Source organism: Synechococcus sp. MU1617 (assembly GCF_020514235.1).
In the GTDB taxonomy this organism is placed as follows: Bacteria; Cyanobacteriota; Cyanobacteriia; order PCC-6307; family Cyanobiaceae; genus Parasynechococcus.
In genome coordinates, this window is record NZ_VTLB01000004.1 from 25,555 (window position 1) to 49,408 (window position 23,854).

Annotated in this window: 48 protein-coding genes; 27 read left to right on the forward strand and 21 right to left on the reverse strand. The window is 56.4% G+C overall.

Annotated features, from left to right (window positions below; translation table 11 throughout):
* Window positions 1–181: 181 nt before the first annotated feature.
* Window positions 182–355 carry a hypothetical protein gene (locus FZZ90_RS08950; protein ID WP_226425353.1) on the reverse strand — a complete coding sequence of 58 codons (174 nt, stop codon included), beginning with the start codon at window positions 353–355 and terminating at the stop codon, window positions 182–184.
* 288 nt (window positions 356–643) lie between these two features.
* Window positions 644–790, reverse strand: coding sequence for a hypothetical protein (locus FZZ90_RS08955; RefSeq protein ID WP_226425354.1), 147 nt, complete (start codon window positions 788–790; stop codon window positions 644–646).
* 427 nt (window positions 791–1,217) lie between these two features.
* Here FZZ90_RS08955 and FZZ90_RS08960 point away from each other — a divergent pair, with 427 nt between their 5' ends.
* The gene (locus FZZ90_RS08960; RefSeq protein WP_226425355.1) at window positions 1,218–1,400 is read left to right on the forward strand and encodes a hypothetical protein; all 183 of its coding nucleotides are present in this window, start codon (window positions 1,218–1,220) and stop codon (window positions 1,398–1,400) included.
* Window positions 1,401–1,402: 2 nt separating this feature from the next.
* On the opposite strand, the gene FZZ90_RS08965 is transcribed toward FZZ90_RS08960, so the two are convergent.
* Both FZZ90_RS08965 and FZZ90_RS08970 read right to left on the reverse strand, forming a co-directional pair.
* Window positions 1,403–3,037 carry an FAD-dependent oxidoreductase gene (locus tag FZZ90_RS08965; protein WP_226425356.1) on the reverse strand — a complete coding sequence of 545 codons (1,635 nt, stop codon included), beginning with the start codon at window positions 3,035–3,037 and terminating at the stop codon, window positions 1,403–1,405.
* Window positions 3,038–3,091: 54 nt separating this feature from the next.
* Window positions 3,092–3,301 (reverse strand): hypothetical protein, encoded by a 210-nt coding sequence (locus FZZ90_RS08970; RefSeq protein ID WP_226425357.1) that lies wholly within the window; start codon window positions 3,299–3,301, stop codon window positions 3,092–3,094.
* Here FZZ90_RS08970 and FZZ90_RS08975 point away from each other — a divergent pair.
* Window positions 3,291–3,644, forward strand: a complete 354-nt coding sequence (locus tag FZZ90_RS08975; protein WP_226425358.1) for a hypothetical protein — start codon at window positions 3,291–3,293, stop codon at window positions 3,642–3,644. The genes FZZ90_RS08970 and FZZ90_RS08975 overlap by 11 nt on opposite strands.
* 159 nt (window positions 3,645–3,803) lie before the next feature.
* Here FZZ90_RS08975 and FZZ90_RS08980 read toward each other — a convergent pair whose 3' ends face one another.
* Together FZZ90_RS08980 and FZZ90_RS08985 are read right to left on the reverse strand one after the other, a co-directional pair.
* Window positions 3,804–4,451 (reverse strand): ParA family protein, encoded by a 648-nt coding sequence (locus tag FZZ90_RS08980; RefSeq protein WP_226425359.1) that lies wholly within the window; start codon window positions 4,449–4,451, stop codon window positions 3,804–3,806.
* A 9-nt stretch (window positions 4,452–4,460) separates the two neighbouring features.
* On the reverse strand, window positions 4,461–4,652 hold the full coding sequence (locus FZZ90_RS08985) for a hypothetical protein (protein WP_226400170.1): 192 nt from the start codon (window positions 4,650–4,652) through the stop codon (window positions 4,461–4,463).
* Between the two features lie 491 nt (window positions 4,653–5,143).
* Here FZZ90_RS08985 and FZZ90_RS08990 point away from each other — a divergent pair, with 491 nt between their 5' ends.
* Entirely contained in the window at window positions 5,144–5,248 is a 105-nt protein-coding gene (locus FZZ90_RS08990; RefSeq protein WP_226425360.1) for a DUF4278 domain-containing protein, read from the forward strand.
* A 250-nt stretch (window positions 5,249–5,498) separates the two neighbouring features.
* Here FZZ90_RS08990 and FZZ90_RS08995 read toward each other — a convergent pair whose 3' ends face one another.
* From FZZ90_RS08995 to FZZ90_RS09015, 5 genes are all read right to left on the reverse strand, one after another.
* A complete protein-coding gene (locus tag FZZ90_RS08995; protein WP_226425361.1) occupies window positions 5,499–6,284 on the reverse strand; it encodes a J domain-containing protein in 786 nt (261 codons plus the stop codon).
* A gap of 15 nt (window positions 6,285–6,299) precedes the next feature.
* A complete protein-coding gene (locus tag FZZ90_RS09000) occupies window positions 6,300–6,965 on the reverse strand; it encodes an SDR family oxidoreductase (RefSeq protein WP_226425362.1) in 666 nt (221 codons plus the stop codon).
* A gap of 56 nt (window positions 6,966–7,021) precedes the next feature.
* The gene (locus tag FZZ90_RS09005) at window positions 7,022–7,234 is read right to left on the reverse strand and encodes a hypothetical protein (protein WP_226425363.1); all 213 of its coding nucleotides are present in this window, start codon (window positions 7,232–7,234) and stop codon (window positions 7,022–7,024) included.
* Between the two features lie 108 nt (window positions 7,235–7,342).
* Window positions 7,343–7,528, reverse strand: a complete 186-nt coding sequence (locus FZZ90_RS09010) for a hypothetical protein (protein ID WP_226400180.1) — start codon at window positions 7,526–7,528, stop codon at window positions 7,343–7,345.
* A gap of 208 nt (window positions 7,529–7,736) precedes the next feature.
* The gene (locus FZZ90_RS09015; protein WP_226425364.1) at window positions 7,737–8,063 is read right to left on the reverse strand and encodes a hypothetical protein; all 327 of its coding nucleotides are present in this window, start codon (window positions 8,061–8,063) and stop codon (window positions 7,737–7,739) included.
* A 98-nt stretch (window positions 8,064–8,161) separates the two neighbouring features.
* On the opposite strand from FZZ90_RS09015, the gene FZZ90_RS09020 reads away from it, so the two are divergent.
* Together FZZ90_RS09020 and FZZ90_RS09025 are read left to right on the forward strand one after the other, a co-directional pair.
* Window positions 8,162–8,317 carry a hypothetical protein gene (locus FZZ90_RS09020; RefSeq protein WP_226425365.1) on the forward strand — a complete coding sequence of 52 codons (156 nt, stop codon included), beginning with the start codon at window positions 8,162–8,164 and terminating at the stop codon, window positions 8,315–8,317.
* 305 nt (window positions 8,318–8,622) lie between these two features.
* A complete protein-coding gene (locus FZZ90_RS09025; protein WP_226425366.1) occupies window positions 8,623–8,787 on the forward strand; it encodes a hypothetical protein in 165 nt (54 codons plus the stop codon).
* A 135-nt stretch (window positions 8,788–8,922) separates the two neighbouring features.
* Here the strand turns inward: FZZ90_RS09025 and FZZ90_RS09030 are convergent, their stop codons facing one another.
* Window positions 8,923–9,087 (reverse strand): hypothetical protein, encoded by a 165-nt coding sequence (locus FZZ90_RS09030; RefSeq protein WP_226425367.1) that lies wholly within the window; start codon window positions 9,085–9,087, stop codon window positions 8,923–8,925.
* An 82-nt stretch (window positions 9,088–9,169) separates the two neighbouring features.
* Window positions 9,170–9,508 carry a phenylpyruvate tautomerase MIF-related protein gene (locus FZZ90_RS09035; RefSeq protein WP_226425368.1) on the reverse strand — a complete coding sequence of 113 codons (339 nt, stop codon included), beginning with the start codon at window positions 9,506–9,508 and terminating at the stop codon, window positions 9,170–9,172.
* Between the two features lie 158 nt (window positions 9,509–9,666).
* On the opposite strand from FZZ90_RS09035, the gene FZZ90_RS09040 reads away from it, so the two are divergent.
* The 3 genes from FZZ90_RS09040 to FZZ90_RS12825 are packed head-to-tail and all read left to right on the forward strand — an operon-like array spanning window position 9,667 to window position 11,676.
* Window positions 9,667–10,008 carry a hypothetical protein gene (locus tag FZZ90_RS09040; RefSeq protein WP_226425369.1) on the forward strand — a complete coding sequence of 114 codons (342 nt, stop codon included), beginning with the start codon at window positions 9,667–9,669 and terminating at the stop codon, window positions 10,006–10,008.
* 13 nt (window positions 10,009–10,021) lie between these two features.
* Window positions 10,022–11,497: a glycosyl hydrolase family 57 gene (locus FZZ90_RS09045; RefSeq protein WP_226425370.1), complete on the forward strand. Its 1,476-nt coding sequence runs from the start codon at window positions 10,022–10,024 to the stop codon at window positions 11,495–11,497.
* Window positions 11,498–11,553: 56 nt separating this feature from the next.
* Window positions 11,554–11,676, forward strand: coding sequence for a hypothetical protein (locus FZZ90_RS12825; RefSeq protein WP_255613766.1), 123 nt, complete (start codon window positions 11,554–11,556; stop codon window positions 11,674–11,676).
* A gap of 105 nt (window positions 11,677–11,781) precedes the next feature.
* Here the strand turns inward: FZZ90_RS12825 and FZZ90_RS09050 are convergent, their stop codons facing one another.
* A complete protein-coding gene (locus tag FZZ90_RS09050) occupies window positions 11,782–11,943 on the reverse strand; it encodes a hypothetical protein (RefSeq protein WP_226425371.1) in 162 nt (53 codons plus the stop codon).
* Window positions 11,944–12,170: 227 nt separating this feature from the next.
* Between FZZ90_RS09050 and FZZ90_RS09055 the strand changes: the two genes are divergently transcribed.
* The 4 genes from FZZ90_RS09055 (at window position 12,171) to FZZ90_RS09065 (ending at window position 13,317) form a co-directional block, all read left to right on the forward strand.
* On the forward strand, window positions 12,171–12,344 hold the full coding sequence (locus tag FZZ90_RS09055; RefSeq protein WP_226425372.1) for a hypothetical protein: 174 nt from the start codon (window positions 12,171–12,173) through the stop codon (window positions 12,342–12,344).
* Window positions 12,345–12,379: 35 nt separating this feature from the next.
* Window positions 12,380–12,538, forward strand: a complete 159-nt coding sequence (locus FZZ90_RS09060; protein ID WP_226425373.1) for a hypothetical protein — start codon at window positions 12,380–12,382, stop codon at window positions 12,536–12,538.
* 255 nt (window positions 12,539–12,793) lie between these two features.
* Window positions 12,794–12,919 (forward strand): hypothetical protein, encoded by a 126-nt coding sequence (locus tag FZZ90_RS12830; RefSeq protein ID WP_255613767.1) that lies wholly within the window; start codon window positions 12,794–12,796, stop codon window positions 12,917–12,919.
* Window positions 12,916–13,317, forward strand: coding sequence for a DUF1499 domain-containing protein (locus FZZ90_RS09065; protein WP_226425374.1), 402 nt, complete (start codon window positions 12,916–12,918; stop codon window positions 13,315–13,317). The genes FZZ90_RS12830 and FZZ90_RS09065 overlap by 4 nt, the downstream gene beginning before the upstream one ends.
* A gap of 7 nt (window positions 13,318–13,324) precedes the next feature.
* On the opposite strand, the gene FZZ90_RS09070 is transcribed toward FZZ90_RS09065, so the two are convergent.
* On the reverse strand, window positions 13,325–13,465 hold the full coding sequence (locus FZZ90_RS09070; RefSeq protein WP_226425375.1) for a hypothetical protein: 141 nt from the start codon (window positions 13,463–13,465) through the stop codon (window positions 13,325–13,327).
* Window positions 13,466–13,552: 87 nt separating this feature from the next.
* Between FZZ90_RS09070 and FZZ90_RS09075 the strand changes: the two genes are divergently transcribed.
* The 3 genes from FZZ90_RS09075 (at window position 13,553) to FZZ90_RS09085 (ending at window position 16,061) form a co-directional block, all read left to right on the forward strand.
* Window positions 13,553–14,929, forward strand: coding sequence for a DUF2130 domain-containing protein (locus tag FZZ90_RS09075; protein ID WP_226425376.1), 1,377 nt, complete (start codon window positions 13,553–13,555; stop codon window positions 14,927–14,929).
* Window positions 14,930–14,932: 3 nt separating this feature from the next.
* A complete protein-coding gene (locus tag FZZ90_RS09080) occupies window positions 14,933–15,430 on the forward strand; it encodes an early protein (E6) (RefSeq protein WP_226425377.1) in 498 nt (165 codons plus the stop codon).
* Between the two features lie 313 nt (window positions 15,431–15,743).
* Complete coding sequence (locus FZZ90_RS09085) at window positions 15,744–16,061, forward strand: hypothetical protein (protein ID WP_226425378.1); 318 nt, start codon at window positions 15,744–15,746, stop codon at window positions 16,059–16,061.
* A gap of 12 nt (window positions 16,062–16,073) precedes the next feature.
* Here the strand turns inward: FZZ90_RS09085 and FZZ90_RS09090 are convergent, their stop codons facing one another.
* Complete coding sequence (locus tag FZZ90_RS09090) at window positions 16,074–16,229, reverse strand: hypothetical protein (protein WP_226425379.1); 156 nt, start codon at window positions 16,227–16,229, stop codon at window positions 16,074–16,076.
* Between the two features lie 170 nt (window positions 16,230–16,399).
* Between FZZ90_RS09090 and rpsU the strand changes: the two genes are divergently transcribed.
* From rpsU to FZZ90_RS09110, 4 genes are all read left to right on the forward strand, one after another.
* Window positions 16,400–16,576 carry a 30S ribosomal protein S21 gene (gene rpsU / locus FZZ90_RS09095; protein ID WP_009790002.1) on the forward strand — a complete coding sequence of 59 codons (177 nt, stop codon included), beginning with the start codon at window positions 16,400–16,402 and terminating at the stop codon, window positions 16,574–16,576.
* 109 nt (window positions 16,577–16,685) lie between these two features.
* Window positions 16,686–16,925 (forward strand): hypothetical protein, encoded by a 240-nt coding sequence (locus FZZ90_RS09100; RefSeq protein ID WP_226425380.1) that lies wholly within the window; start codon window positions 16,686–16,688, stop codon window positions 16,923–16,925.
* A 3-nt stretch (window positions 16,926–16,928) separates the two neighbouring features.
* Window positions 16,929–17,612, forward strand: coding sequence for a hypothetical protein (locus FZZ90_RS09105; protein ID WP_226425381.1), 684 nt, complete (start codon window positions 16,929–16,931; stop codon window positions 17,610–17,612).
* Between the two features lie 104 nt (window positions 17,613–17,716).
* Window positions 17,717–17,881, forward strand: coding sequence for a hypothetical protein (locus FZZ90_RS09110; RefSeq protein ID WP_226425382.1), 165 nt, complete (start codon window positions 17,717–17,719; stop codon window positions 17,879–17,881).
* Between the two features lie 212 nt (window positions 17,882–18,093).
* On the opposite strand, the gene FZZ90_RS09115 is transcribed toward FZZ90_RS09110, so the two are convergent.
* The 3 genes from FZZ90_RS09115 to FZZ90_RS09125 form a co-directional block, all read right to left on the reverse strand.
* Window positions 18,094–18,249 carry a hypothetical protein gene (locus tag FZZ90_RS09115; RefSeq protein ID WP_226425383.1) on the reverse strand — a complete coding sequence of 52 codons (156 nt, stop codon included), beginning with the start codon at window positions 18,247–18,249 and terminating at the stop codon, window positions 18,094–18,096.
* Between the two features lie 108 nt (window positions 18,250–18,357).
* Entirely contained in the window at window positions 18,358–18,873 is a 516-nt protein-coding gene (locus tag FZZ90_RS09120) for a DoxX family protein (RefSeq protein WP_226425385.1), read from the reverse strand.
* A 79-nt stretch (window positions 18,874–18,952) separates the two neighbouring features.
* On the reverse strand, window positions 18,953–19,171 hold the full coding sequence (locus FZZ90_RS09125; RefSeq protein WP_226412441.1) for a CP12 domain-containing protein: 219 nt from the start codon (window positions 19,169–19,171) through the stop codon (window positions 18,953–18,955).
* A 188-nt stretch (window positions 19,172–19,359) separates the two neighbouring features.
* Between FZZ90_RS09125 and FZZ90_RS09130 the strand changes: the two genes are divergently transcribed.
* Window positions 19,360–19,518 (forward strand): hypothetical protein, encoded by a 159-nt coding sequence (locus FZZ90_RS09130; RefSeq protein ID WP_226400222.1) that lies wholly within the window; start codon window positions 19,360–19,362, stop codon window positions 19,516–19,518.
* A gap of 148 nt (window positions 19,519–19,666) precedes the next feature.
* On the opposite strand, the gene FZZ90_RS09135 is transcribed toward FZZ90_RS09130, so the two are convergent.
* Window positions 19,667–19,837, reverse strand: a complete 171-nt coding sequence (locus FZZ90_RS09135; RefSeq protein WP_226425387.1) for a hypothetical protein — start codon at window positions 19,835–19,837, stop codon at window positions 19,667–19,669.
* 77 nt (window positions 19,838–19,914) lie between these two features.
* Between FZZ90_RS09135 and FZZ90_RS09140 the strand changes: the two genes are divergently transcribed.
* On the forward strand, window positions 19,915–20,412 hold the full coding sequence (locus FZZ90_RS09140) for a hypothetical protein (RefSeq protein ID WP_226425388.1): 498 nt from the start codon (window positions 19,915–19,917) through the stop codon (window positions 20,410–20,412).
* A 17-nt stretch (window positions 20,413–20,429) separates the two neighbouring features.
* Window positions 20,430–21,179, forward strand: coding sequence for a sulfite exporter TauE/SafE family protein (locus FZZ90_RS09145; RefSeq protein ID WP_226425686.1), 750 nt, complete (start codon window positions 20,430–20,432; stop codon window positions 21,177–21,179).
* Here the strand turns inward: FZZ90_RS09145 and FZZ90_RS09150 are convergent.
* Window positions 21,156–21,386 carry a hypothetical protein gene (locus tag FZZ90_RS09150; RefSeq protein WP_226400228.1) on the reverse strand — a complete coding sequence of 77 codons (231 nt, stop codon included), beginning with the start codon at window positions 21,384–21,386 and terminating at the stop codon, window positions 21,156–21,158. The genes FZZ90_RS09145 and FZZ90_RS09150 overlap by 24 nt on opposite strands.
* 97 nt (window positions 21,387–21,483) lie before the next feature.
* Between FZZ90_RS09150 and FZZ90_RS09155 the strand changes: the two genes are divergently transcribed.
* The 5 genes from FZZ90_RS09155 (at window position 21,484) to FZZ90_RS09170 (ending at window position 23,840) form a co-directional block, all read left to right on the forward strand.
* The gene (locus FZZ90_RS09155; protein WP_115024260.1) at window positions 21,484–21,753 is read left to right on the forward strand and encodes a hypothetical protein; all 270 of its coding nucleotides are present in this window, start codon (window positions 21,484–21,486) and stop codon (window positions 21,751–21,753) included.
* A 79-nt stretch (window positions 21,754–21,832) separates the two neighbouring features.
* Window positions 21,833–21,958 carry a hypothetical protein gene (locus tag FZZ90_RS12835; protein ID WP_255445744.1) on the forward strand — a complete coding sequence of 42 codons (126 nt, stop codon included), beginning with the start codon at window positions 21,833–21,835 and terminating at the stop codon, window positions 21,956–21,958.
* Between the two features lie 4 nt (window positions 21,959–21,962).
* Window positions 21,963–22,862 (forward strand): DUF481 domain-containing protein, encoded by a 900-nt coding sequence (locus FZZ90_RS09160; RefSeq protein WP_226425389.1) that lies wholly within the window; start codon window positions 21,963–21,965, stop codon window positions 22,860–22,862.
* Window positions 22,862–23,308 carry a nuclear transport factor 2 family protein gene (locus FZZ90_RS09165; protein WP_226425391.1) on the forward strand — a complete coding sequence of 149 codons (447 nt, stop codon included), beginning with the start codon at window positions 22,862–22,864 and terminating at the stop codon, window positions 23,306–23,308. Before FZZ90_RS09160 ends, FZZ90_RS09165 begins: the two co-directional genes overlap by 1 nt.
* Window positions 23,301–23,840, forward strand: a complete 540-nt coding sequence (locus FZZ90_RS09170; protein ID WP_226425393.1) for an ATP-binding protein — start codon at window positions 23,301–23,303, stop codon at window positions 23,838–23,840. The genes FZZ90_RS09165 and FZZ90_RS09170 overlap by 8 nt, the downstream gene beginning before the upstream one ends.
* Window positions 23,841–23,854: the final 14 nt, after the last annotated feature.

Below are 23,854 nucleotides of genomic sequence, written 5' to 3' on the forward strand. Positions count from 1 at the left end.
CAAGGCAATGACGATCCCAGGCAGACAACAAGCGTACTGAAACTGCTATCTCAACACCTCTTCGACAAACGCCATGAGATCGAAGCAAGCCAAATCACCAACACCATCAACGCAAAACTGTCCCTCAATGGAGGGAGTGTTCAGACCATCTCCATTCCTGCAATGGGGGTAAAAGGCCAGTTCAGCGACGATTGGGTCGCTTGGAGTGGCTGTGTTTCGACGACAAATGCAACAAGCTCGATGCCTTGTCTTGTTCTTCCACCTTGGTGAGCCTTTTCACCAGATTCCAGGTGTCTTGCGCAGACATTTCCCCATCTTGCTCCCATTTGATGCTCGACAATTCGGCAGGAGACATCAAGGGATGACGAGGTGATCCAACTTAAGGAACGCGGTATCGATGTGGCCGTTGCAACCAAGCGATGTCACTTAAGACAATCGGAATATGGTTTGCATGGATACAACATCTTGCGATGAGGCAATAAAAAAGCTCCAGCCGCACGGGCTGAAGCCAGGTGATGGGGAACAAGCGAAACATATCGGCCCTACAGCCACAATCAAGGGCTTTGGACACCACATCTGGTGGCTGATACAGCCTTGCCCGGGCAGCTGACACCATTGACCACCAGCTGCAAAACCGAAAAGGTCAGTGCGAACCGAACCAGGAGCAACAGGTGCCGAGACGGATCGCCAACAACGCCAGAACGCCAAGCGCCGCAGACACAAACGAAAGTCCCATCAGCTGCTGACGGCGCTTCTCACTCTTGGCCTCGACCGATTGGCTGCCGTTCAACGAAAAAATCCAGACGGCTCAACTTACGCGTTTTCTGTAGCTTGCGCTACTAAGGCTGGAGCGCTGCCAGCGATTCGGAGGCTGCGTGCACTGAGTTGCGTGCGCGCTCTGAGATGACGGTGGCGGCGACAGGGCCTTTCATACAAATCGGCGCTGTTTTTCCACGACCGTGGGTAGGGCCAGCTGCGTTTGACTGCAGGCGAATTGGTTGTTCTGCAACACCACCAGGCGTGGAGCCACAGGGCGGTCATGCCACAGATCAAACCAGTCATGGCTGCATGATGAAACCCATCGGGGCAGCGTCAAGCGCAGGACAGCAACCTAAGCAACGCTGAGGCATCCCCCGCAGCTCTGCATGAATGAGTGATACGGCCAGTTGCCAAGTGCCCTTAGGCCGATGCAGAACGGGTGCATCGGATCAGCAGCCATGACCAAGCGTCGCTTTCTCGAAAAGCAACCGCTCACCGAAGCGGAAGGACTGACCGCCCTCATCATGATGGGGGTGGGGCTAACCCTGGGCGGCATCAGCGTGACGATCTTGATGGCGCTGAATGCCTCAGCCGCGGGGTCTTGGCAGGAACTCTGGCTCTCAGGCCACCTTAATTTCTGAGCTCAGGCCAACCAAGGCCAACGGAGTCCCAAAGCCTCCAAGGGATCCATCACGAGCTTGTTGAGGGCCCGGCCCAAAAGCACCTGGGGCTCTTCGGGACGGATCGGACGCACCGGATGCTCATGACGGGGCGATGCATTCGCCCCCCTCACCAGCCCACTGCGCAGCAGGGCATTGGCCGCCTCAAGACCGCAGACGTAGGCCCGTTCCTGGCACAGCCCCTTGGCACCATGCTCGCGTTCGCCCATCCGCACCCAATCGCCAGCGCAGACCACCGACGGAAGTGCTGTTTTCAGCGGCGGCCGTTGGTTGAAACTCCCGGGGGAGAACAACGACACAGAGCCCGGGTAACGCCGCACTTCAAACTCCAGCACCTGGGCGAACCGAAAGCCCGGCACCGCCTCGGGCAACAGCTCATCCAGCAGGGTTTCGACGATCTCTTGATCACTCAGCGCTGCGATCGCCGTGGCGTTGTAGAAGTCGCTGGCCACCACTGAGCCCTGGGGCTCACCACCACCCCAGAGTGCATCTTGATCCGCGTTCTGCAGCTGGTCCAGCATGAAAAAAGTGGCGCCAGCACCCTGCAAGGCGCCAAAGCGCGAGAAGACATTGGCGGGGTCGGCGACCGCTACGTAGCGATCCATCCACAACCGCACCGACACCACATCGATCGCGCCCAAGCTGCCAGCGGCCACCAGCTCCGGCAGCACATCCCTGCAGCCCGGCGACTGTGCCATCAGGGCATTCATGCCCTTGGCACCTACCGCCAGCACAACCGCATCAACGTCATCGATAACGCTGGAGCGTCCAGTTGCTTGGGAGCGGACCTCCACCGACTGGGTCGCTTCACTGGAGTGATCAAGATTGAGGCGCGTAGCCAACGTTCCTGCCAAGACAGTGAGCAGGCCAGAGTCCAGCAAGCGTTCAGCCAGGGGAGCGATCAACTGCTCGGCGATGCTGCCGGAACGCATCCACCGCACATCAAAGGAGTCTTGATGCGCCAGGGCGTAGTAGTAGAGCAGCTCCATGGTGACGGCTGCCGATAATTCCTCCGGTGGCTTGAACAGCCCCACCAGGAGAATCGGACGCAAAAACTCGTCGATCATCCGCTCACTGATTCCCAGTTGGCGGAACAGGGTCAACGCATCGATGGCGTCGTAACGCCGGAATGTCGCCTCGTTTCGATTCAGATCAAGCATCGCCACCAGTAGGCCGGCAATGCTCAAGCGATCGGCAACAGGCAGGCGCTTGAAGTTCTTGATCGTCGCCATGGCCTGCCCCAGGGGGCTGGGGAGCTGCAGCCCATCACCGAACACCGGCGCAGTGGCCTCCAGACCGGCGGGGGACCAGAAGGCGCTGGTGGTGAATTCAGTGAACACATCAGTGAGCCCAAGCTCATCTGTCAGCGCATTGATGTTGGGGTAATCCCTCCAAAAGCCCCGGGTGCCGGCTTCAAAGGGTTTGCCAGTGGCGGTGCGCATCGCCGTCCTCCCCGTGGGATCCGACATCCCATCGATCAGGGTGACGCAAACGCCTGCTTCACAGAGAGCTTTGGCGGCACCCCAGCCGGCCCAGCCAGCGCCGATCACCACCACATGGGAGGCCTCAGCGTTCATGGCCTTGGGTTGCTCAGGCATCACCCTTTGAAAGTTCCGTGAATGATCAATGCATCATGAAGCTCTAGTGCTCAATCAGAGCAAGTTCAGAGCCTCAAGCACTTGGACCCGAATGCCACCGAGACGGGCCCATGCCCGCAAGGCATCAGTTTGGGAGCGGTAAGGCCGCCAGTCGTCTTCATCAATGCGCCGTTGAATGTGACGCATCACCCGTTCAGCGACGACACGGTCACTGGATGCTTTCAGAACGATCTGCCGACCATTCAACTCAAACGTGTCAGTCATTTTTGGGTGGTTTGATCAGCTCACCGGTCTGCAACGACACCACAGCGAAGCTGCCCACAAAGACAACCGCAACCAGGACGAGGAAGGCCGCTGTGAGATTGCTGATCTCAAGCTGCCCGAGCATGAAGGCAAGCAATGGCATCATCCAAAGCAGCAACCGCTTTTGAACTTAAACGGACTGGTCGTTGTTCAGATTGCCAAGAACCATGCCGGCCATCGACAAACCGATGGCAAGCATCACAACCGCTTCGATCATGCGGCTTTATTGGAGACGCTTGGCTTCTTGAGCAGAACAGCCGCGGTGGAGGGCTTCACCGTGACCTGGCCAGAAAGAGCAGATTGAGATTGGGGCTGCCAGGTGGATGCTGCTGAACAACGGGTGGGATTTTTCAACCAAGAACTGCGTCCCATCAACCTTCAATCAGCTGTGACCAGGATTACGGATGAAGCGCAGAAGATCTGTCTGATTGGCGACCGACGCCGGAAGTGAGGTGTTTCTTGATCAAGCACTAATCGCGTCAGGCATTGCTGCCGTCAAGCGATCACGGATCTGAACAGCTGCCTGGCGATAGGCCGCCCAGCCCCCCATGCGCCGTAGATCGGCACGACCACGATCATCCACAGCATTCGATACGCATACACCCTCCACCTCAGCTTTTTCAAACGCCGCTAACAAGGGGATTTCCGCCTGCATCACATCCACATCAAAACCCTCCAAAATCTGGCGTGCTTCCTGCGCAACCCGTTGTTTTCGGCTGTCCACCTTCACCAACAACGCGGCATGCATGGTGTCCATCTGTCTGAGGATTGAAGAGAGTTCAACGGTGAGCTCCACTGATCTCGCCTGCGGCGTGGTTGGCAGCAAAACAAGATCTGCTCCCGCCGAAAGATTTTTGAGTTCATCCTCGTGGCTGCTGGCCTGCCCGTCGGTGATGATCACCTGGGCGTGGCGGGTGGCTTTCGCTGCAGCCTCCACCGGCACCACCTCAAACGGAAGCATCCCCCGGGCGGCATAAGCGGTTGCTGACCGATTGCGGTCCGCATCAACAACACACACCGACAGACCCTGCTGGGCCCAGACACAAGCCAAATGAATGCTGGTGCAGGTTTTTGCCACACCACCCTTCTGGCCAAAGACAGTCAAAAACATGGCGAAGGTTTAAATGCGCGGAATGATCGCGTCATTCGGGAAAAACTCTTCAAACACACAAATGCGGTCGGCCCAACGGGCCTCCACTTCCAAACGCATCAAGCGATTGCGCACCCACATCAAGGTGTCCACATCAATAGGTTTATGGAACTTGTGCTGCTGAGCCTTCACCCAATCATCCTTGCTCTGAGCGCTGTTCATGACCGCCAAAACTGATCTGCACTTACCGTACGGATGGCGTCTATGGGCGCCATTAGCTTCACACTGAGTAAGCATCAAAGATCACCCAATCGCAGACGAACTGTTCAGCAGAACAACGAATTAATGGAAGCTTTGAGTCCGGGCCAGAAGGTTCAGAGCTTGAGCCTCGAGATCGGTAGCCGATCCATCATTTCCACCAGTCAAGCGGCGACAGAATCGATTCAATTCTCCTTCAGCCGTAATGACTCAAAAAACACCAGAACTCAAGCCGCGTCCGGTGCATACACCTCCCAAACGTGCTTGAAGCCTTTGAAGGCCTGAGCCGAACAAAATTCTTGTTCTGTAACAGCGCGAACGACACGTGGGATTGCACCACTCCTATAAAGGATCTGTAGCAACTGCTACGCATTCACGTTCACCTCGTCTTCGGCGAGGCGCAGTTCGATTCAGGCCATGGAACGGGGACCTGAGCTTGCTTCGAGGAACTCATCATGACCCTGACCTATCGCGGCCAGAAGTACAACCAGAACAACGCTGCCGCATCCAACGCCCAGCGTCCTGTTCTTGTTTATCGCGGTCAGAAAGTATCCCGCTGACAACAGCACAACCTCTTTCAAGCCCCGCCTCGGCGGGGCTTTTTTTATGGCTCATTCGCCTTCAGGATCTGGCTGCTTTGCCTTCCAACGTTCAAACCAAACCGCGACGGCGAGGGACACACCCACGGCAAATCCAGCACCAATCAGCACCACCCCAACTTCGACCGGCATCAACGCGACCTGATTACTGCCTCAAATCATCGGACAACACCCATCAAAACGATCAGGGCTGCGCTATCGAACCAACGCGTTATTGAACCAACGACTGGTAGGCCTCATTGACGCGTCGAAAAGCTTCCGCCGAACCACCGAGATCGGGATGATGCTGCTTCACCAGTTTTCGATGCGCCTGCTTGATCTCCGCCAGAGACGCATTGGCGTCCAAGCCCAACACCCTTAAAGCTGCACGGCGTGGATCACGGGCATCGCCATCGTCCTGACGATCCGTTTGACGTTGATCCGTTCGGGTGCGGCGACCCTGCCTTCTGGAACCTGATCGGTCCTGGCGCTGACGCAGCTGCTCCACCACCCGCCGTGGATCCTCATCCAGCCATTCACTGGCGCGAACTCCAAACAACGCAAACGCCGCCAAAACTGCCGTTGTTTGCTTGTTTGGTTTGGCTCCCACCGCTGCAAGGAGATCTGTTCCCAGGCCAGGAACCAGTCGGTCCAGTCGCTGATCAAGAGTTAAGTGGGCAGGGAAACTACTGCGGTTGAGCTGATCAACCAAGACCTCCAACCCGCTCTGACGCAGTGCCGTCCATCCCGGCTGCTGGGCGAGGGCCTGCCCCCATACCCGCACCTGTTGGCTGCTGATGCGCGGTTGAGCTTGCGCCGATGGCTCGCTCCAAGGGCGATGGGATCTGGGTTCCGTACGAATGCGTTGGCGTTGCGGACGTTGCAGTCGCTCCAACTCACGGTTAAGCCGCGACAGCTCGCGGCGTAAGGCGTCGTTCTCCGCCAGCAACGCCTCAACATTGCTGGTGACCCGTTGTTCAGGGCGTCCGCCTGACCAATGACGCGGATCAAATCCCAAAGCATGTCTCCCGTCTCACCACGGCAACAAGTCACCATTGGCATGCCAGAAGCTGCCGCTGGTGGCCAGCGTCAAGCCATCAATCCGGGCCAACAGCCCCTTCACCGACTGCTCGGGCGGAATCCCGCTTGGATTGAAACGAATCATGCGGGTGCGCACCAATCCGGGATGCAAAATCGCCACAGCGATGCCCCGCGGTTCCAGATCAATCGCCAACGATTTTCCAGCCATGTTGAGGGCCACCTTCGACATCCGATAGCCATAGGAGCCTCCCGAGCTGTTGTCGTCGATGGACCCCATGCGGCTAGTCATCAGCACCAACTTGGCTCCGCTGGGCATCTGATCCACCAAAGCCCTGGCCAGCAGCAAAGGAGCAAGGGCATTCACCTCAAACTGTCGACGAATGCCATCGGGATCCAAATCCATTAGGCCCATCGACTGCAAAATCCCGGCATTGAGGATGACGCCATCGAGGGGCAAGCCATCCAGACGCTGCTCCAAGTCATCAATGGCTTGGCTATCGCTCAACTCAAGGCCGGCTTCCACCCTCACCCCCAGGCCCTCCAGTTCATCACTGGCTTGCCGGCAAACCGCCACCACATCATCGCCTCGGGCCTTGAGCTGGCGGCAGTATTCCAAGCCGATCCCACGGTTTGCGCCGGTCACCAGAAACGTCGCCATTGGGAGGTTTCAGCAACCGCCATCCTGCCGGCTCTTGCGTCACACCACCGAATGAATCACGCCAAAAAATCTCCATCGATGCCGTACTGGTGCAAACACTGCTTCACCGTGAGCACCGAAACCGTGCTGCCGGTCTCTGAATCCACCAGAAGGTAAGGACAGCCTCGGAGCACGCAGCACCGCCGTGCATCGATGTAGGCATCAAAAGCATTGGCATGGGAACACTCCTCCACCCAACCTTCACTGCTGAGATACCGCGTGAGGATCATGTCCAAGACGCCTGGGCCACTGGTTATGGCTCAGAACTTTCCGCATCCCAGGAAGTGCCTTGAAGTCTTCGGGATCGCAACGGCCCGAGAAGGCCGAAGCAAGGCTGATCAATGGGATTCAGCTGCCCCCTGCACAACGGTGACCACCTGATTCCAGGTGGCATGCACCACGCGATAGGTCTTCAAAGTGGCGCGTGATTTGGTGCGGGCGTTCACAAAGGCTTTGAACTCCGTTTTGAAGCAGATCTCCTGGATCCACTGACCTCCCGTATCAAGCCTCTCGATGCAATACATCAGAGATAAAGCAGTTAAAAACATCACAACCGCAAACCATTTGCTGAGCACAAAATCAAAAGGTGCTGTTCGGGATCAATCAAAAAAAAGCCCCCGCGATTTGCGGAGGCTCGGGTGGTGTGAGGAGTCGACGATTTTGCAACTGCCGACCCTGATTTCATAGCCCGATTTCAGATCAGCAGCGGGCCCAGCCACAAAGCTTTATCCACTACAGATAAAGAACACTGGCGCGACAGCGACGGAGCGCATCACGCACAGCTTCCAGCCTCGTCTCGTCCGGCCGCTGCAGCCCGGCAGGCACCACCATCACATCATCCGCATCCAGATGAACCCGTGCCGAGAACCAGGTGCCAGGTCCTGGCACAGACGCACGGCAGATCGGATCCTGGTTTTCGTCCAAACGTCGCTCGATCAACCAACTCTCCACCCGATCCAAGGGCTGAAAGGCCGTTGAGGCAGAAGCCACAGGCGCCATCAGGGTGAGCAGCAACAAACGCAAGGCCTGCATCACAAGGCTTGGGCGAGCGAAGCGCACCCATCGTCACAGAGAACACCTGTTCAGCCGCACCGTTGCGTTAGAAGAGCATCCTCGCGAAGCCGCCGATGCCGTTATTTCGCTGTGAGGGATGCTCCATGCGCATCGAACGCTCGATGGCGGCTTACTGGCGCAACAAGGGAAAATTGCTGTGTTCATCATGTCTCGACCGCCAGGAGATGCCTCTGAAAACGACCGAGAACGGCCAAAAGCAAGGCTCTTCCGAATTCCGTGCCAACAGCAACAAAAGCTGACGCCAGCTGTGGGAATGATGCCTTTGTCATTCCCTCCCCCTTGATCCATGGGTTTCCTCGCCGTCGCCGGATGCGTGCTCCTGGCTTCCGCCATGTCTGCTGCACTCACCACCAAGCCTTCGAAAGCCTGAGCGTTTGAAACGCCGGTGCAAATCTGAACAAAAACCGGGCCAGCCCCGGTTTTTTTGTGGCGGTGAACCTTTAGCCATGGATCTTTTCTCCCACCAAAGAGATTTAGAACTGCAAATCAGATGTGCAAGCCGCCCCCTTGCGGCTTTAGATCCTTGATCCACTGAGCGATACCCATGGAGAGCATCAGTCGCATCTGCGCCACGTCCAAGGGCACAACCATTGATGCCATCGGCCAGGGCCGCTACCGCGTCTGCAGTCGCCATGCGGTGTGCTCTGACGTTGAAGGTCTTTGGCAGGCCTATGAAATCCTGCGGCGTCAGGAACAATCCCTAAGTTGATTGCTGAGGCCAGGAATAAGTATCAACACTTACAGCGCTTGAGTGTTCAGCACGTAACAATTGGCGCACCCCGGTGAGGGGTAATGCGTCGACTCCGGGAGGGCCTAGGGAACCCTCCTTTTTTATGGGGCGTTTTTAGAAATTCAGAGTTCCTGCACTGTCTTCCCCGAACTCCAGGTAAAGGCAGCGGGCATCTTCAGCACGACCGCAATCAATCAGGTGCTGGACCCGCTCACGCCACCACTGCGACACACCAGAACCCAACTCCTTGTTGGGCAGACCACCGAAGGATTCACTCACAGAAATCATCCGTGCTGGGAAAACGCTAAGCAAGGTGATCGAGGGCGTGACTTGGCTTGTTACGTGCTGTTAGCAGCTGTTGTTACCCAAAGGTGGTGCCGTTCCACCCCCAACAGCTCGCCTGCACATCCTCAAAACCGATGTACACCCGGTTGGCAGGAATTCCGGTGCGTGCATGAATCAGCTCACAGAACGCAGCTGTCATCGCAGGCGGACGCAGGGCACCGATCGACTTCACCTCCACATAGGCACAGGGCTCGAGGCTGCCGGCGAAGGTCATCGGCACGCCTGTCTCCAGGAGCGTCATCACGTAGGCCTCCGGCTTGCCCGTCTGGTTGGCCAACTCGGACGAAAGGGCCTGCAATAACGCTGATCCATCCTTCAACGCTGGCAGCGACGTGCGCACATTGATCAGAGGCATCGGCTCAAGAATGCTGGCAGAAGCTTGGCACTCTCAAGCCATGAGTGCCAAGACCTAGCTGTTGATCAAATTGAAATATTTCCAAAAGCAAAGACCATCAACCTGAACAATTCGAACAGAGAAAGGCTCATAAATTGCACACAAAAGTGATCAGCTCAATGATCCTTCTTCACTTTTTTGGCCTCGGAGACGTTCTGCGTCGCTATGAACTCGAGCAGATTACCGGCCTGGCAATCCAAGGTTTCAGGCCACTCAGCCTGGATGAATTGATGCACTGGTCGCAAAACATGGCCGACCAGAACCAATGGGATGGCGAGGCAATTCGCCACGACGTGCTGAGCACTTGGCTTGATCAAGCCGAAGACATCACCCGCTGGAGGAATTGTTTGAGTCAGGCACCTGCTGAGGTTGAACTGTTGGCCGGCATTGGCGATCAGCACACTTGGCGTGATCATTGGGAAGGCTTGCTGCGCCAAACACCGCGCGCCGGCTGGTCATAACGAGCGGAGTGCAATGACAGGCTGTCCACCGATCAGCGGACGAGAAGCGGACGTCGCCGCTGTGATGCTCAAACCACGGCAGGTCTGGTCGAACAGCGGGATCGAGCTTGAACAAGTGCGTTCCGGCTTTGCCTGCGCTCTCCACATGCACCAACCGACGGTGCCGGCGGGAGTGAACAACAACTTGATCTCCCATCTTCAACACATGCTGGATCACCCCAATGAGGGTGATAACCACAACGCAGAACCATTCGCCCACTGCTACCGGCGTCTTGCTGAACTGCTGCCTGAACTGATCAACGAGGGCTGCAGCCCAAGAATCATGCTCGACTACTCGGGCAATCTGCTCTGGGGGATCGAGCAGATGGGGCGTCACGACATTGGCGATGCACTCCACTACCTCGCCTGTGATCCTTTGATGCAGAGGCACGTGGAGTGGCTTGGAACTTTCTGGAGCCATGCCGTAGCTCCATCCACACCCATCCCAGACCTGAAACTGCAAATCAGCGCCTGGCAACAACAGTTCGTGGCCTGTTTTGGCAGCGCTGCACTGGAACGGGTCAAGGGTTTCTCTCCACCGGAGATGGCGCTACCCAACCATCCCGACACCCTGTTCGAATTCGTCAAAGCCCTCAAAGAAGCGGGGTATCAGTGGCTCCTGGTTCAAGAGCACAGCGTTGAGTGCATGGACGGCAGTCCACTGCGGCGCAGCCAATGCTTTGTGCCGAATCGGCTTCTTGCCAGGAACAGCCAAGGCGAGGAGATCAGCATCACTGCGCTGATCAAAACCCAGGGATCTGACACCAAACTTGTAGGCCAGATGCAACCTTATTACGAGGCATTGGGTTGCGAACGGCAACGCTTGGATGACGTCGAGGTGCCAACACTGGTGAGCCAAATTGCCGATGGAGAAAACGGTGGGGTGATGATGAATGAATTCCCTGAAGCCTTCCGGCAGGCCAACCGCCACATCCGTGACAACCCCAACGGCACCGTGGCCATCAACGGCAGTGAATACATCGAAGCCCTAGAGCGCATCGGAGTGAATGCCGACCAGTTCCCCACCATCCAGGCGGTACAGCAACACCGCCTTTGGAATCAAATTGGCCTCAACGCCTCTGCAGAAGGCGTTGAGGAGGCCATCAGCAGACTGAGTGCTGACGATTCCAGCTTCAGCATGGAGGGTGCGTCCTGGACCAACAACCTGAGCTGGGTCGAGGGCTACACCAATGTGCTGGGCCCGATGAATCAGCTCAGTGCTCAGTTCCATGCGCTGTTCGATCCATCAGTCGCAGCAGACCCCACAACAACCAGCACCAAGGAATATCAGGAGTCGTTACTGCATGTGCTGCTGCTGGAAACCAGTTGTTTTCGGTACTGGGGGCAAGGTGCCTGGACCGACTACGCCCAGGAAATCCACCGTCGCGGCAAGGAGCTGCTGAGTCAGCCGGATTTCACGAATCCCCCCCAGCCAGGGAGATTAAACTGAGAAGCGCTTTACAGAGCGTTACATTCGTGTAACGTGAGCCTGTTCGGGCTGACGGGATGGGCGATTACACAACTGCAATCATTGCCACGCTGGGCATTGGCATCGTGATGACGGCTGCTGTGGTGTTTGCCCTGATGCGACCCAGCGACATGCCACCCATCGGTGAAAATCGCAACTGACCATGGGAATCGCTACTGAACTACTGATTGCCGCCACCGAAATCGGAATTGCTCTGTTGGTGGCCGTTTCCCTCCCCGTTGCTGAATCCCAAAACTAATTTCGAATCAGGCCACGCCTTTTAAACGGAACTCCGTGTAAATCGAGGCGGCATCGCGCTCACGATCCAGATCTTCGAGGTCGCTGCATCGCGTTTGCATCCAATAAACCGTTTCCCTCCAAATCTCCAGGCGATAACGGCGCTCGAGGTTTTGTCCGGAACCGTCCAAAGTTTTACAAGCGTCTTCCGTTAAATCTAGGAAGTACAGATTGAGATCGTTGGGGATGTCAACATTTAACGATCAGCGCTTGATCAAAATCAATCTATAAATAACGAGACGCAATGTTTTTCGTCAAAACCAAGTATGCGACAGCTCACATCGGAGACAAAACGTACCCGTTGTTACGACATCAGAGAATCAAGCCAATACCTTGAGTTGAGCCTGTCGAAGTCACCATGGAGCCCATCGCTCTGACACTTGGCCAACAGTTCGACATCGAACAGCGCAGTCGCGATATCAGTGCGATCACCGATGTCAAACAGCTGCAGAAGATCAGCAAAGATCTTCTTTTGGCTTGGCAAGAAGAGATCGCTCGTTCACGCGCAGCAGCCAGCCCACACCTGAAATAACGCTTCGTTACAGTTGGTTGACTCGCTTATGAGTTGTGAATCTGAGCCTGCCTCAGCAATTCGAAGCTGAATCGATCAAACGGTCCATCGACGACACGGACGATCTCGATACGTTGAAAGCTCTGGCACGGGAACTTGCTGATCTCTACATCCGCCAGAGGGCTGCAACAGCCTGGGTGATCGCCGAGAAATAAGCGTCACACTTTGCTGTCGTTTCGCCAACGACGTTCCAAGCGCTGACGGGCCTCATCAACCGTTTGCGCACTGGGCATTGTGGATTTGTCTCGATAAGGGCGCGTAATCGACCAAAACTTGAAGGCAGAAGCGAGCGCCACCACCATCCATGCGAGCACAATCCAGCCCGGATTCGTCATCGTTGCCCAGCAATGCATTCCATGATGGCGAACGAACAGCGAATTGGGCCTGCATGACCTGCCAACAGTGCAACCGTGGATGCTGAGGTGCGGCAGTTCGTGATCAGCCAGCTGGTGGTAATCGCACTACCGGTCGGGACTCTGTTCGGCCTCTGGCTTTGGATGCTCAACTGGAGCGGTCGTTCCCGCAGAGACCAGTGACCTTTCTTGCCGGCCTACTGGCGCCCGTCTTGATGCTGTTCCATCTTGTTGGGCCCGTCCCTGCTGATCTTGGCGTGAGCAACGGGGCATTACGCAACTGCCCGACAACAGCTCACTGCACCAGCCAAACGTGGGAAAGCACCAACCCGATGGCTGAACTCAACAGGCTGAGTGAACTGGTGCAGGAATCGCCGCGGACGGTTGTCGTGGATCAAACCGAGACGTACCTCCATGCCGAAGCCAGCAGCGCTTTCTTTGGCTTTGTGGATGACCTCGAACTGTTCGCTGATCGCGACAACAGCCAGATCCAGGCACGGTCCGAGTCGCGCCTCGGCGACTCGGATCTTGGTGTGAACGCCGCAAGACTGGCAGCGCTGCGGTCCGGGCTGGAAGGCTGAAGCCTGCTTAAACCTTGGCGCGACGCAGTTTGCTCAGATCGGTGATCATTTCCTTGATGCCAACCACGAATCCGATGGCGGCCAGGGCCACGATGCTCAAGATGATCACCGTATCGAGCATTGAGCGTGGATCGATCCAATCGGGCATGGCATGAAGCGTGGGCTGATCTCGTATTAGCCAGAGCCGGATAAAATCCCAGCACGTAGCGCGAACGTTCAACACAAATCGTCAGACATGCACGACATCATCTGCCCTCACTGCAACACAGCCTTCAAGGTGGATGAAGCAGGGTATGCCGACATCCTCAAACAGGTGAGGGATCGAGATTTTGAGCAGCAACTGAATAAGCGACTAGCCCTGGCAGAACAAGACAAACGCAATGCCATCGAGTTGGCCATTGCCAAAAAAGACAGGGAGATGCAAACACTTGAGGGCCAACTCAAGCAAAGTGCACTGCATCAGGAACTTGCGATTAAAGATGCCGTCAACAAAGCGGAGAAGCAGCGGGATCGTATTGCCACTGAACTCCAGCAAATGCGTGAGCAGCAGGCAACAGAACTGCGCCTAGCAGAAACCAAATTCGCCAAAGAAATGCAGGCGATAACGCTGCAAAAAGACAATGACGTGAGGGATTTGCAAGCGCAGCTCCAGGCTGGGGCCATGCAGCGCCAGCTAGCCGTGAATGAAGCGGTGAGCTCCATAGAGAAACAACGGGATGCACTACAGAGCGGCTTAAAAGAAGCGGAACTGAAGCATCAACTGGAATCACAATCACTGAAGGACCGCTACGAAGCACAGCTCAGTGACCGGGATCAGGCCATTGAACGCTTGCGCGACATGAAAGCGCGGCTCTCCACCAAAATGGTGGGAGAAACCCTTGAACAACACTGCGAAACCGAATTCAACAGGATTCGTGCAGCTGCTTTTCCGAAAGCCTATTTCGAAAAAGACAACGACGCGCGCAGTGGAAGCAAGGGTGATTACATTTTTCGCGACCAAGACGACCTCAACAACGAAATCATCTCAATCATGTTTGAGATGAAAAATGAGGCCGACACAACGGCCACAAAGAAGAAGAATGAAGATTTTCTCAAAGAGCTGAACAAAGACAGAAACGAAAAAAATTGCGAGTATGCGGTACTCGTCTCCCTCCTGGAGCCTGAAAACGAGCTTTACAACTCAGGCATCGTCGATATGTCTCATCGCTTCCCGAAGACCTATATCATTCGCCCACAATTCTTTATTCCATTCATCACATTGCTCCGCAATGCTGCTTTGAGATCCTTGGAATACAAGGCAGAGCTTGCTCTGGTGAAAGCCCAGAACATTGATGTAACCAACTTCGAGAACGACCTCGAAACCTTCAAAACATCCTTCTCACGCAACTACGACCTCGCTTCGAGACGCTTTCAAACGGCAATTGATGAAATCGATAAGTCGATTGATCACCTTCAAAAAACCAAGGACGCCCTGTTGGGCGCTGACCGAAACCTGCGGCTCGCCAATGACAAGGCACAGGATGTGACCGTTAAAAAGTTGACCAGACGCAACCCAACGATGGCTGCCAAGTTCGCCGATTTGGACAACGCCGCTGATCAGAAATCCGCCTGAGCAATGCCCTCCAGTCCACGCAACCGAATCGGCGAGGTTTACGGCAAACTCACCGTGGTGCGCTCATCCGAACGGCGAACCAAAGCAGGAAACGCCTTTTGGTGGTGCCGCTGCAGCTGTGGGGCCGAGCGAGAAGTGCCCAGCGACAAGTTGTCGCTGAACACTGCCCGCCGCAAGCCCACCGTGAATGCCTGTGAAACCTGTGCTCGCGAACTTCAAATTGAAGGGGTGTATCGCAAAAACGATCGTGAGGAAAAACAACGGCGACAGGCGGCACTCGAAGCCAGATCAAAGCTGACAGGTCAGGTGCCTAAACGCTGGCTTTCTCTACCGCTTACCGATGCCCACGCACGAGAGCTGGGACAAAAACTCTTTTTCCGTGGCACCACTTGTCTGCGTGGACACTTAGCGCCATACCGCATTAACGGCGGTTGCCAGGCTTGCTCCGGTCAGACTCCATCAGCGGCAAATTCGCGATCAACCAAGCCCATAGGGTCATGACGGCGGCGCCAAAGGCCAACATTGCCAGGAGCTTGGCTTCCATTTAGAGGAAATCGAAATCGTCTTCCGAATCGCCGGAAAATGCATTCATCACGAGAGCAGATAAGGGCACAAATACGGCTGCCAGCACAAGTATTTCCACGGTATTGAGATCAGATGACTGAACCTAACGGATTTGACTTTACAAAAAGTCATGAGCAATACCGTTCAATTGGAGTGAGTTCAAATACTCATTTCGGATCCAGGCATAGGCATTTCACTCCGTTGTCAGCCCAGACGACCGAATCAGACTGAACTGAGTCGGACAACGACGATGCCAAAGGTACTGAGGGCAGCCTCACAAACGATTCGCAATCTGCTCAAGCCAGCAGTTCTACACAGCCTGTCGGAAGACAGGCTCCGCAACGACCGTCAGAGCTACTTCGCCATGACGCGGGCGCTGGTGGATGCCCAACTCGAGTGGCGTGATGCGGAGCTGAGCTCACGCCTCTGGAAAGAAGTTGTTGAGCGTGGCATGGATCGCGGCCGGCTGCTTCACCTCTTGTACAGCGTTGAAGCTCATCACGATGAGGAGGCCATGCAGAACGCCGACATGGCCTATCTGCAGCTAGTTGATCCGAAGGATCCCTGACGCGGAACTCCCTCAGAGCTCAAACAGAGTTCCCAACAGCATGGCGGGATGGGTCGACTCACCTGCCGTGCCGCGTTCAAGCTGAACGGCCATAACGCAGTGGGCCATGAAACGAACGGCCGAAAGAACAGCCAGACCAATGCACAGGGGGCAGTGCGTGAGGGTCAAGACGGGTGCCTACCGGAGTGATGGACCCATCCCAAAGCAGAAGCTGGGATGCGCCACGATCTCTTCAACAAGCGTCATGCAAGACGCTCAGCCCACAGCAGGCGGGCGGCGGTGCTCGGGTAGAGGGCGGCTGGTAAGGTTGTTGTTTATTGCTCTGTTTCGGGGAACGGATGAGTCAGGTCACAGTCGGCGAAAACGAAGGTATTGAATCCGCGTTGCGGCGCTTCAAACGCTCCGTCGCCAAAGCCGGCATCTTTTCTGATCTGCGTCGGATCCGTCACCATGAGACCCCCGTTGAGAAATACAAGCGCAAGCTGAAGCAGCGTTCCCGCAACCGTCGTCGCTGATCGAGCACTTCATTCAAGAAACGGGCCACTGGGCCCGTTTTTTTTTGCTCACGGTGTGCCCTTGTTTTCGCCAGACTTCAGAAACGCTTAAGACGACCTAGAGCAGTCGATGGTGTTGATCAATCCTTTTTGTCCCATCAGTGCTGCAAAGATCGCTGGCCTGAAGACCACCGTGGTCTTGCTGTTGGTGATGTTGATGAAGTCGAAATTGCTGCGAATCAAGATGTCCCTCCTGGGTTCTGTTCTTGGATTCGCCATGTTGGTTGGCTTTCTGTTGACCACAGGCCTTCTCACCGTGATCGCTGGCGGAGCCGTTGCTTACGCCGCAACGCAAAACGGGAGCAACTGAGTCATGCGCAATCGTTTGCCCTTCTTGAGCGGACTTGCACTGGCAACCCTCGGGGTTTCAGGTCTTGCTGGCGGAGGTTTGCTTTGGAATTTTCAGGGCCGCACCCTGGGGCTCGGCAGCACCGTCACGGCATTGGTTCTGCTGGGAATCAGTTTTGTTCTGCTTCGGCCTGAACCGCGACTCGCGCCCCTTGAAGTCCCTGAAGCCAGCCAGCCACTCAAGGTCAAAGCACCACAGGCATCCATCCTCGGCCTGATGCTGGCCGCCCTGGGCACCTTCGGAATGGCGGGTTCGGGATTGCTGTGGAACTTTCAGGGTCTGGCGTTAGGACTCACCGGAACCCTCACGGCCACCGTTGCTTTTCTGCTGAGCTTCGTTTTTCTGTGGCCCCTCGGCGCAGCCAAGCCCGCCAAGCAAAATGCTTTCCCCGCTGCTGCCAGCAGCACTTTGCAAGCAGAACAGGTTGAATCAATCGAAACCGTCTCGCAAACCGCTTCCCCACAAACCACGGCAGAAGCGATCGCCGAACTGTTGGCGGCCGAACAGAAGGACCGTCCTGAAACACAATTGGTGAATTTCGCTCCGTTGCATCTTTTGCCTGGCCAACGTTTGTCCACAAGAACTCGACGCGGCGGACGTTCCCTTGGCCGATACCGCTCGATGGCTAACGACCTATTTAAGAGCTGAAATCTCTCCAGATATTGCGAAGCTGTCGGTGCCAGGGAGTGATATTGAGATCACGGCGCTGATTAGACCTCCAGGGTTCGTCAACGTTGTATCCAGCTTTTTCCATGTCCCGTCTCAGACGACGGGTGACAGGGATGAGTGCGATTGAAAGCACCAACGCTGCGAGGAGCAGAAAGGGAAGCAACGACAGCAGCCAAATGGTGGCCATGACGGTGATTAGCCCCGCCGTGACCGACTTCAGCCATCGCGGCAGGGTTCTGCTCCGTTGACCTGGAAGTTGCTTCATGGCTCAGGACAACCCATTCGCTCTTGAAAAAATCCGCTGGAGTTCACGTTGAAACGCTATTGCGCTGAGAGGTTCTCCCAGACGCCTGCGTTGGTTGCGCCGCAGCGCAGCTCCAATCCAACAAACCTGAACAGCAATCAGCAGCGAAGCGACGAGCAGGAATGGTGATTCAGCATCATTCCACTGCATCTCAGCTCAATAACTGGATTGAGGCAGGGTAAAGCCCGACTGCATATGGCCAAAATCCAGCATCACGTAGGTCAACCAGATCAACACTGCTGCAACACCAGCGCCTGCGGCAACCTTCGCCAATGAGCGGCCAATCATCTCGAGCAGGCTGACCTCTTTCATCGCGTTAAACCAACTTTGACGATTCTGACGCGTCTTCACCCCGCACCGTCGGCAACCATGAAAAAAGCCCCGCAGTTGCGGGGCTTTCGCAAATGATCACGCTGAGGTTCAGCGGCTGGCCACGGCCTCTTCAAGAACAGCAGCCTCGCCATTGGCGAAATCTGTGTCTTGCTCAGCAGAGAATTGCATGTCGGGCTCGAGGCGGCGAGCAATGAGCTCATCGATGGAGAAGACGCCAGGGCCACAGGCGAGAACAGCCACAGCAGCCGCGAAATAAAGCCCAAGCAGCTCAAGCAGGTAGATGTTGAAGCCGGCGGTAACGATGGCGTGATAGATGGCGACGGAGATCGTCCCCGCTACTGCCAACGCTCCCATCCGCGTCAACAATCCAGTGATCAGCAACCAGCTTCCGATCACCTCCGAGAAGGCAGCGACGTAGGAGAGCAAGATCGGAAAGGGGAGATGCAACGGACGAACGAATGCATCGGCAAAATTTTCGATATTGGCGAGCTTCTCGTAGCCGTGGTGAATCAGCAGAGCCCCCGTGAACACCCGAAGCACAAGCAGACCAAGGTCGCCTGCAATGGGACGGGAAAGGATGGCGCGAATCACTGCAGAACACATCGACTACACACAACTTAAATAAGTTGTGTGTTGAGGCGCGGCATCGCGCCTCGTCAAAGCCAGGAATGGGTACTTCTACTCAGTCGTCGTACACCAGGCACTCAGGCTCATCGGGGTTCTGCTCGCAGAACAGCTCAAGGGGGGAAGGGTCATGGGGATCATCAGGAAATTCCTTCTTGTGATCCAACAGCCACTGGAGCTCTTCTGTGAGATGACGCACCTTGCCATCGTTGTGCTCAGACAGGGCCTTGAGAAACTCCTCTTGGTCCTTCTGGATGTGCTCGTCAATCGTTTTCATCACTGAAACTGTCATCTGGCTGACATTCGGTTGTTAGCGAAGACAAGCCCGATCGATCAGTCGGTAGATCTACCTTTATGGCCAAAACCACACAACAGATCCGCTCCGGCGCCCATCACGTCCTGTGACACCGCAGTGGCCATTTGACGTTGGCCGAAGGAAAGTCAGGTTGGCTGATCATTGAGTGGATGCCATTTTCAGAACGCAGTGTTCTCACGGGACTGCTCGTCTTTGCCATAGGAGTTGTGGTTGGAATCGGGATTGGCTCAGCCAGTGCTGTTGCCGCCCTTACCCAGGGCGCACCCGATGTTCTCCAGACCTGGTCGGGAGTTGTTGCCCTGCCTTGAAAACTTGACTTCGCCTCAATTCCTGTCTATCAGGGTCACAGATCGGGTGAGTCGCACGATGCTGACACGTGATCGAATGATCTTCAGTCGTGACAGAAGAACGATGCGGCAATTCCTCAATCGGCTTCAACGTTTTCTGTTCGGATAATTAGCGTGTTCCGACACTGATATTGCCAGCGCCAATCAGATGTGCGAGGCGTGCAGTGAGTTTCAGTTCGGTTCGATCAAATTGATCCTGATTGCCGGCAACGTAGGCAAGCTCTTCATCCGTGATCACCTGGTGGGTGACGGCATCAAGGTAGATCTGAACCAAGGACATCCAAACCGGCACCAACCGACGGCCATCCTGGCAACACTGGAGTGCAAACGGTGAATCGGGCCGCGCGGAACTGAGTCATGGATCGAGAAACCATTCAGAGCCTGATGAAGCAATGCAGTTTGGGGTTGTTCGATCTGGCCTGTGCCGTCAGCGGACACCCCAGCTGGGACCTCAACCTGCCAGTGGGGGTGATTGATGCACGACGCTCCAAACCGAAGCTGATGGTGAGCGCCATCGGCACCATCAACTCAACGTTGAAAGCCTCATCCACCATTGCCCACCCGTTGATGGTTCGCCTGTTCGAACGTTTCGAAGACGTGGGCCTGGAAGAGGCGCTGACGGAAATGAAACGTGGTGAAGATGGAGAGGCGTTCTGCGAGGTCTGGCAGGCCTACAGGGATGAACGCCGTTGCGGTGATGCCCCGATGTGGAGCATCGAGGACGCGACGGCCTTTGTGGTGCAATCCCGCGACGCCCACGCTGATCGTGAAGTGGCCTGCGTCGCCATTCTTCCGGGGGAGCCCCATCGCATCCTCACGTTTTCGGTGCCCATCGCCTTCCTGACACGAGATTGAGTGTGTCCGAACTGCTGATGCAAATCGCCCTGCTGGGCATCGCCATTGGCGCCAATGCCCTTTCAGCTCTGGCGGGAGGTGGGGCGGGACTGGTTCAACTGCCCGCACTAATCCTTCTCGGCCTGCCCTTTGCCATGGCACTGGCCACCCACAAAGTGGCCAGCGTTGCCCTGGGGCTGGGGGCTACAGGGCGTCATTGGCGTGCCAGCAGCCTTGACCTAAGACGCTCGGCGCTGGTATTGGCCGCCGGTCTTCCAGGAGTGTTTGTGGGGGCCAGCATGGTTCTTGCGCTGCCCGATCAAGCGGCCACCGCCAGCCTTGGGCTGCTGACCCTGGGGCTTGGGCTTTACTCGGCTCGGAAACCGGATCTGGGAACGACAGACCAGCCCCGCCCGCTGACAGCCCGCACCATCGGGCTTGGCAGCTGCGGGCTGTTCATCATCGGCATTCTCAACGGCTCACTCACCTCAGGCACGGGGTTGTTCGTCACCCTTTGGCTGGTGCGCTGGTTCGGGCTGAGTTACTCCAGAGCCGTCGCCCACACCCTGGTGCTGGTGGGCCTGGGATGGAATGGCACCGGTGCGCTGGTGCTGGGTCTGAGCGGAGAAATCCGTTGGGACTGGCTTCCTGCCCTGGTTCTCGGATCGTTGGTCGGAGGCTTCCTGGGAGCCCACTATTCCCTGGTGAAAGGCAGCCGCGTGGTCAAACGATCCTTTGAGATCTTGGCGCTGCTCATGGGCGGATCACTCCTGATCCGCAGTTTCTGAATCGGCGTCTGCAAGAAAACGCCCCGAGAACCGTGTGGCCAAAACCACTGTTGCGGCCCCGTAGGCGATGAACGTCACCGCCTGTCCAGAGCTGGCCGTTTCGTAGACCTCACCCGTCAGCAGCATCCAGTCCATCAAGGACGCCACCGTTCCCCAGATCACCACCCAGACGGACACGTAAGCAACACCGCGAAAGGTCCGATTCACAAAGCCATGGGTCGAGCGAACCCGACGCTAGGGGAAGCCGCTCGAACGAGGAAGGCCGTCGGCTCCCGTAATGTCGGTGATTGATCCGATTGAGGGGATGCCGAAGAAACGCCGCAAGCTCAACAAGGACATGGAAGCGGAAATGGCCGCTGCCAAGCGAAAGATTGAGCTAGTGGGCGCGCTGATCAACGACATCCGGAATGAAGACATCCAGGCTGAGTACCTCGGCGCCTTCACGCAGATCCGAAGCGCCGTGGTGAATCTCATCGCCAAATACACCACCGACGGATTCTGCGAAGAGACAGAAGGCCTGCTCGCGCTTTACAAGGGGCTGATCCAGCAATTTGAAGAGGAGTACGAGCTCTAGGAGGAGCTCGTACTGGTTGGCATGGGAACAGGCGCCGGCGCAGCACAGCGTTTAAGTTCACTTGCCTTTGTGCCTTGCCATGGCTCTTCGAGAGACCAAACCTCAGGTGTCGCCACTGCGCCTGAAGATCACCGTGTTGATCGCCGGCTTCGGGCCACTGCTCGCCATCGGCCTGTGGCTTCAGTCCAAGGGTTTTTTCAGCTGACGCTATGCACCGTTCCCTCGCCACGGCTGGACTTCTGAGCCTTTGCCTGGTTCCCAGCGTGAGCTGGGCCGAGACCATCACCTTGACCCTGCGCAACGGCGACAGCCTGCACGGGGAATTGATTGAGCGAAATCCAAACAACGGAACCACGGTGCTGAACCATCCCCAGCTGGGACGGTTGGAAGTCACTGCAGAGCAACTCAAACCAGCCACCACCAAGCCCCTTTGGGTCAGCTCGATGTCCGCCGGTGTGATCGGCAATGAAAAGGACGGCGACACCTCCCTTTCGGTCAGCTTCACCGGAAAAACGCGCTACAAGGACGAACAACAGAAGCTGTCATTGAGCGGCAGCTTCAACGCAAGCAAGTCGAAGGATGCAGGAGAGGCACTCTCCATCGATACGGAGAAAGGGTCTGCGGAACTCCGCTACGACAAACCGATCGGTTCCAACCTCGATCTGTTTGCTCTGAGCAGTTACCAATACAACGGCACCAATGATTCCGGGGTGAACACCGTTCTGGGGAACATCGGTGTGGCATTCCCGCTATTGAAGTCAGACACAACTGAACTCACCGTCTCCATTGGTCCGTCGTTGCAGTGGAGCGGGGGAGGCATCACCTGTTTCAGTGACACGTTTTGCGGCAACAGCTATGGCGGCGCAACGCTGACGGCCGATCTCAGCTGGAAACCCTGGCCTTCGCTCCAGTTCGGGCTTCAAAACCAGTTCACGACGGTCTGGGCGAATGAGGTTCAACCGGCCAACACCCTGACCGCTGAGGTGCGCTACTACCCCGCAGAAAACAGCAAGTTGTTCACAACATTGCGGGTGCAATCGATTTACCAAAGCATGAACACACCCGAGTTGAACAACACCATCACCGCTCAGGTGGGCGCCGACTTCTGATGACAACACCCATACTTCACCCCCCGCTGGATGCAGAACAGATCCGTGCCCTGTTCACCAAGCCTTACGGCAAGCCCGGCCCCACAGCAGCGCAATGGAAGGCGGTCTACGCCAACGACGTGCATTTCACCGATCCGACCCAGGAACGGCAGGGAATTGACGCCTACATCCTTGCCCAGGATGGTCTGATGCAGCGCTGTGATGACGTTTTCCTGGAAACAGAATCAGTGGTGGTGAATGGTGAAACAGCCTTTGTTGAATGGCGCATGGGCCTCAAAATCAAAGGGATTGAATTCATCTACCCCGGCGCAACCCGACTCAGCTTCAATCCGGATGGAAAGATCGGGGATCACCGTGATTATTTTGATTTTGTCGGCCCCACGTTCGCTCCGGTGCCCGTGATTGGTGGACTGGTGCGGTGGCTCTACAAACGGTTCGTTGCCTGAACCACGGCCACAGGGCCATCTGTTGATCGGCCCACCGGGCAGCGGAAAGTCCACCCTCACCGCGATCCTCGCTCCGCTTCTCCCTGCACGGGTGATCAGCAATGACGCTCTGAGGGAACAGTTATGGGGGGACCCGAAGGTGCAGGGCCCTTGGTCTGAATTGGAGCCCCATCTTCATGGCGCCATCGACAGCGCCGTCGCCCATGGCGACAACGTGCTTGTGGATGCGACCCATGCGCAACTCAACTGGCGCCAACGGTTGATGCACCGAAGCCAGGGGGCTGGACACATTCAATGGACCGGCTGGTGGCTGCAAACACCCTTGGATCAGTGTCTTGTCTGGAACCGGTCCCGCCAACGATCCGTTCCAGAGTCCGTGATTCATGCAATGCACTGCAGGCTGAGCAGCCCACCTGACAGGCCAGAACTCAGCGAAGGATTCACAAGCTTGATCCGCCTCAATCCCGCCGGCTCACACCTCAACGAAGAGATCAGCCGTGCGATCCAAGCCATCCATCATCGGTCGCCATGAAGAAAGGTGAGCAG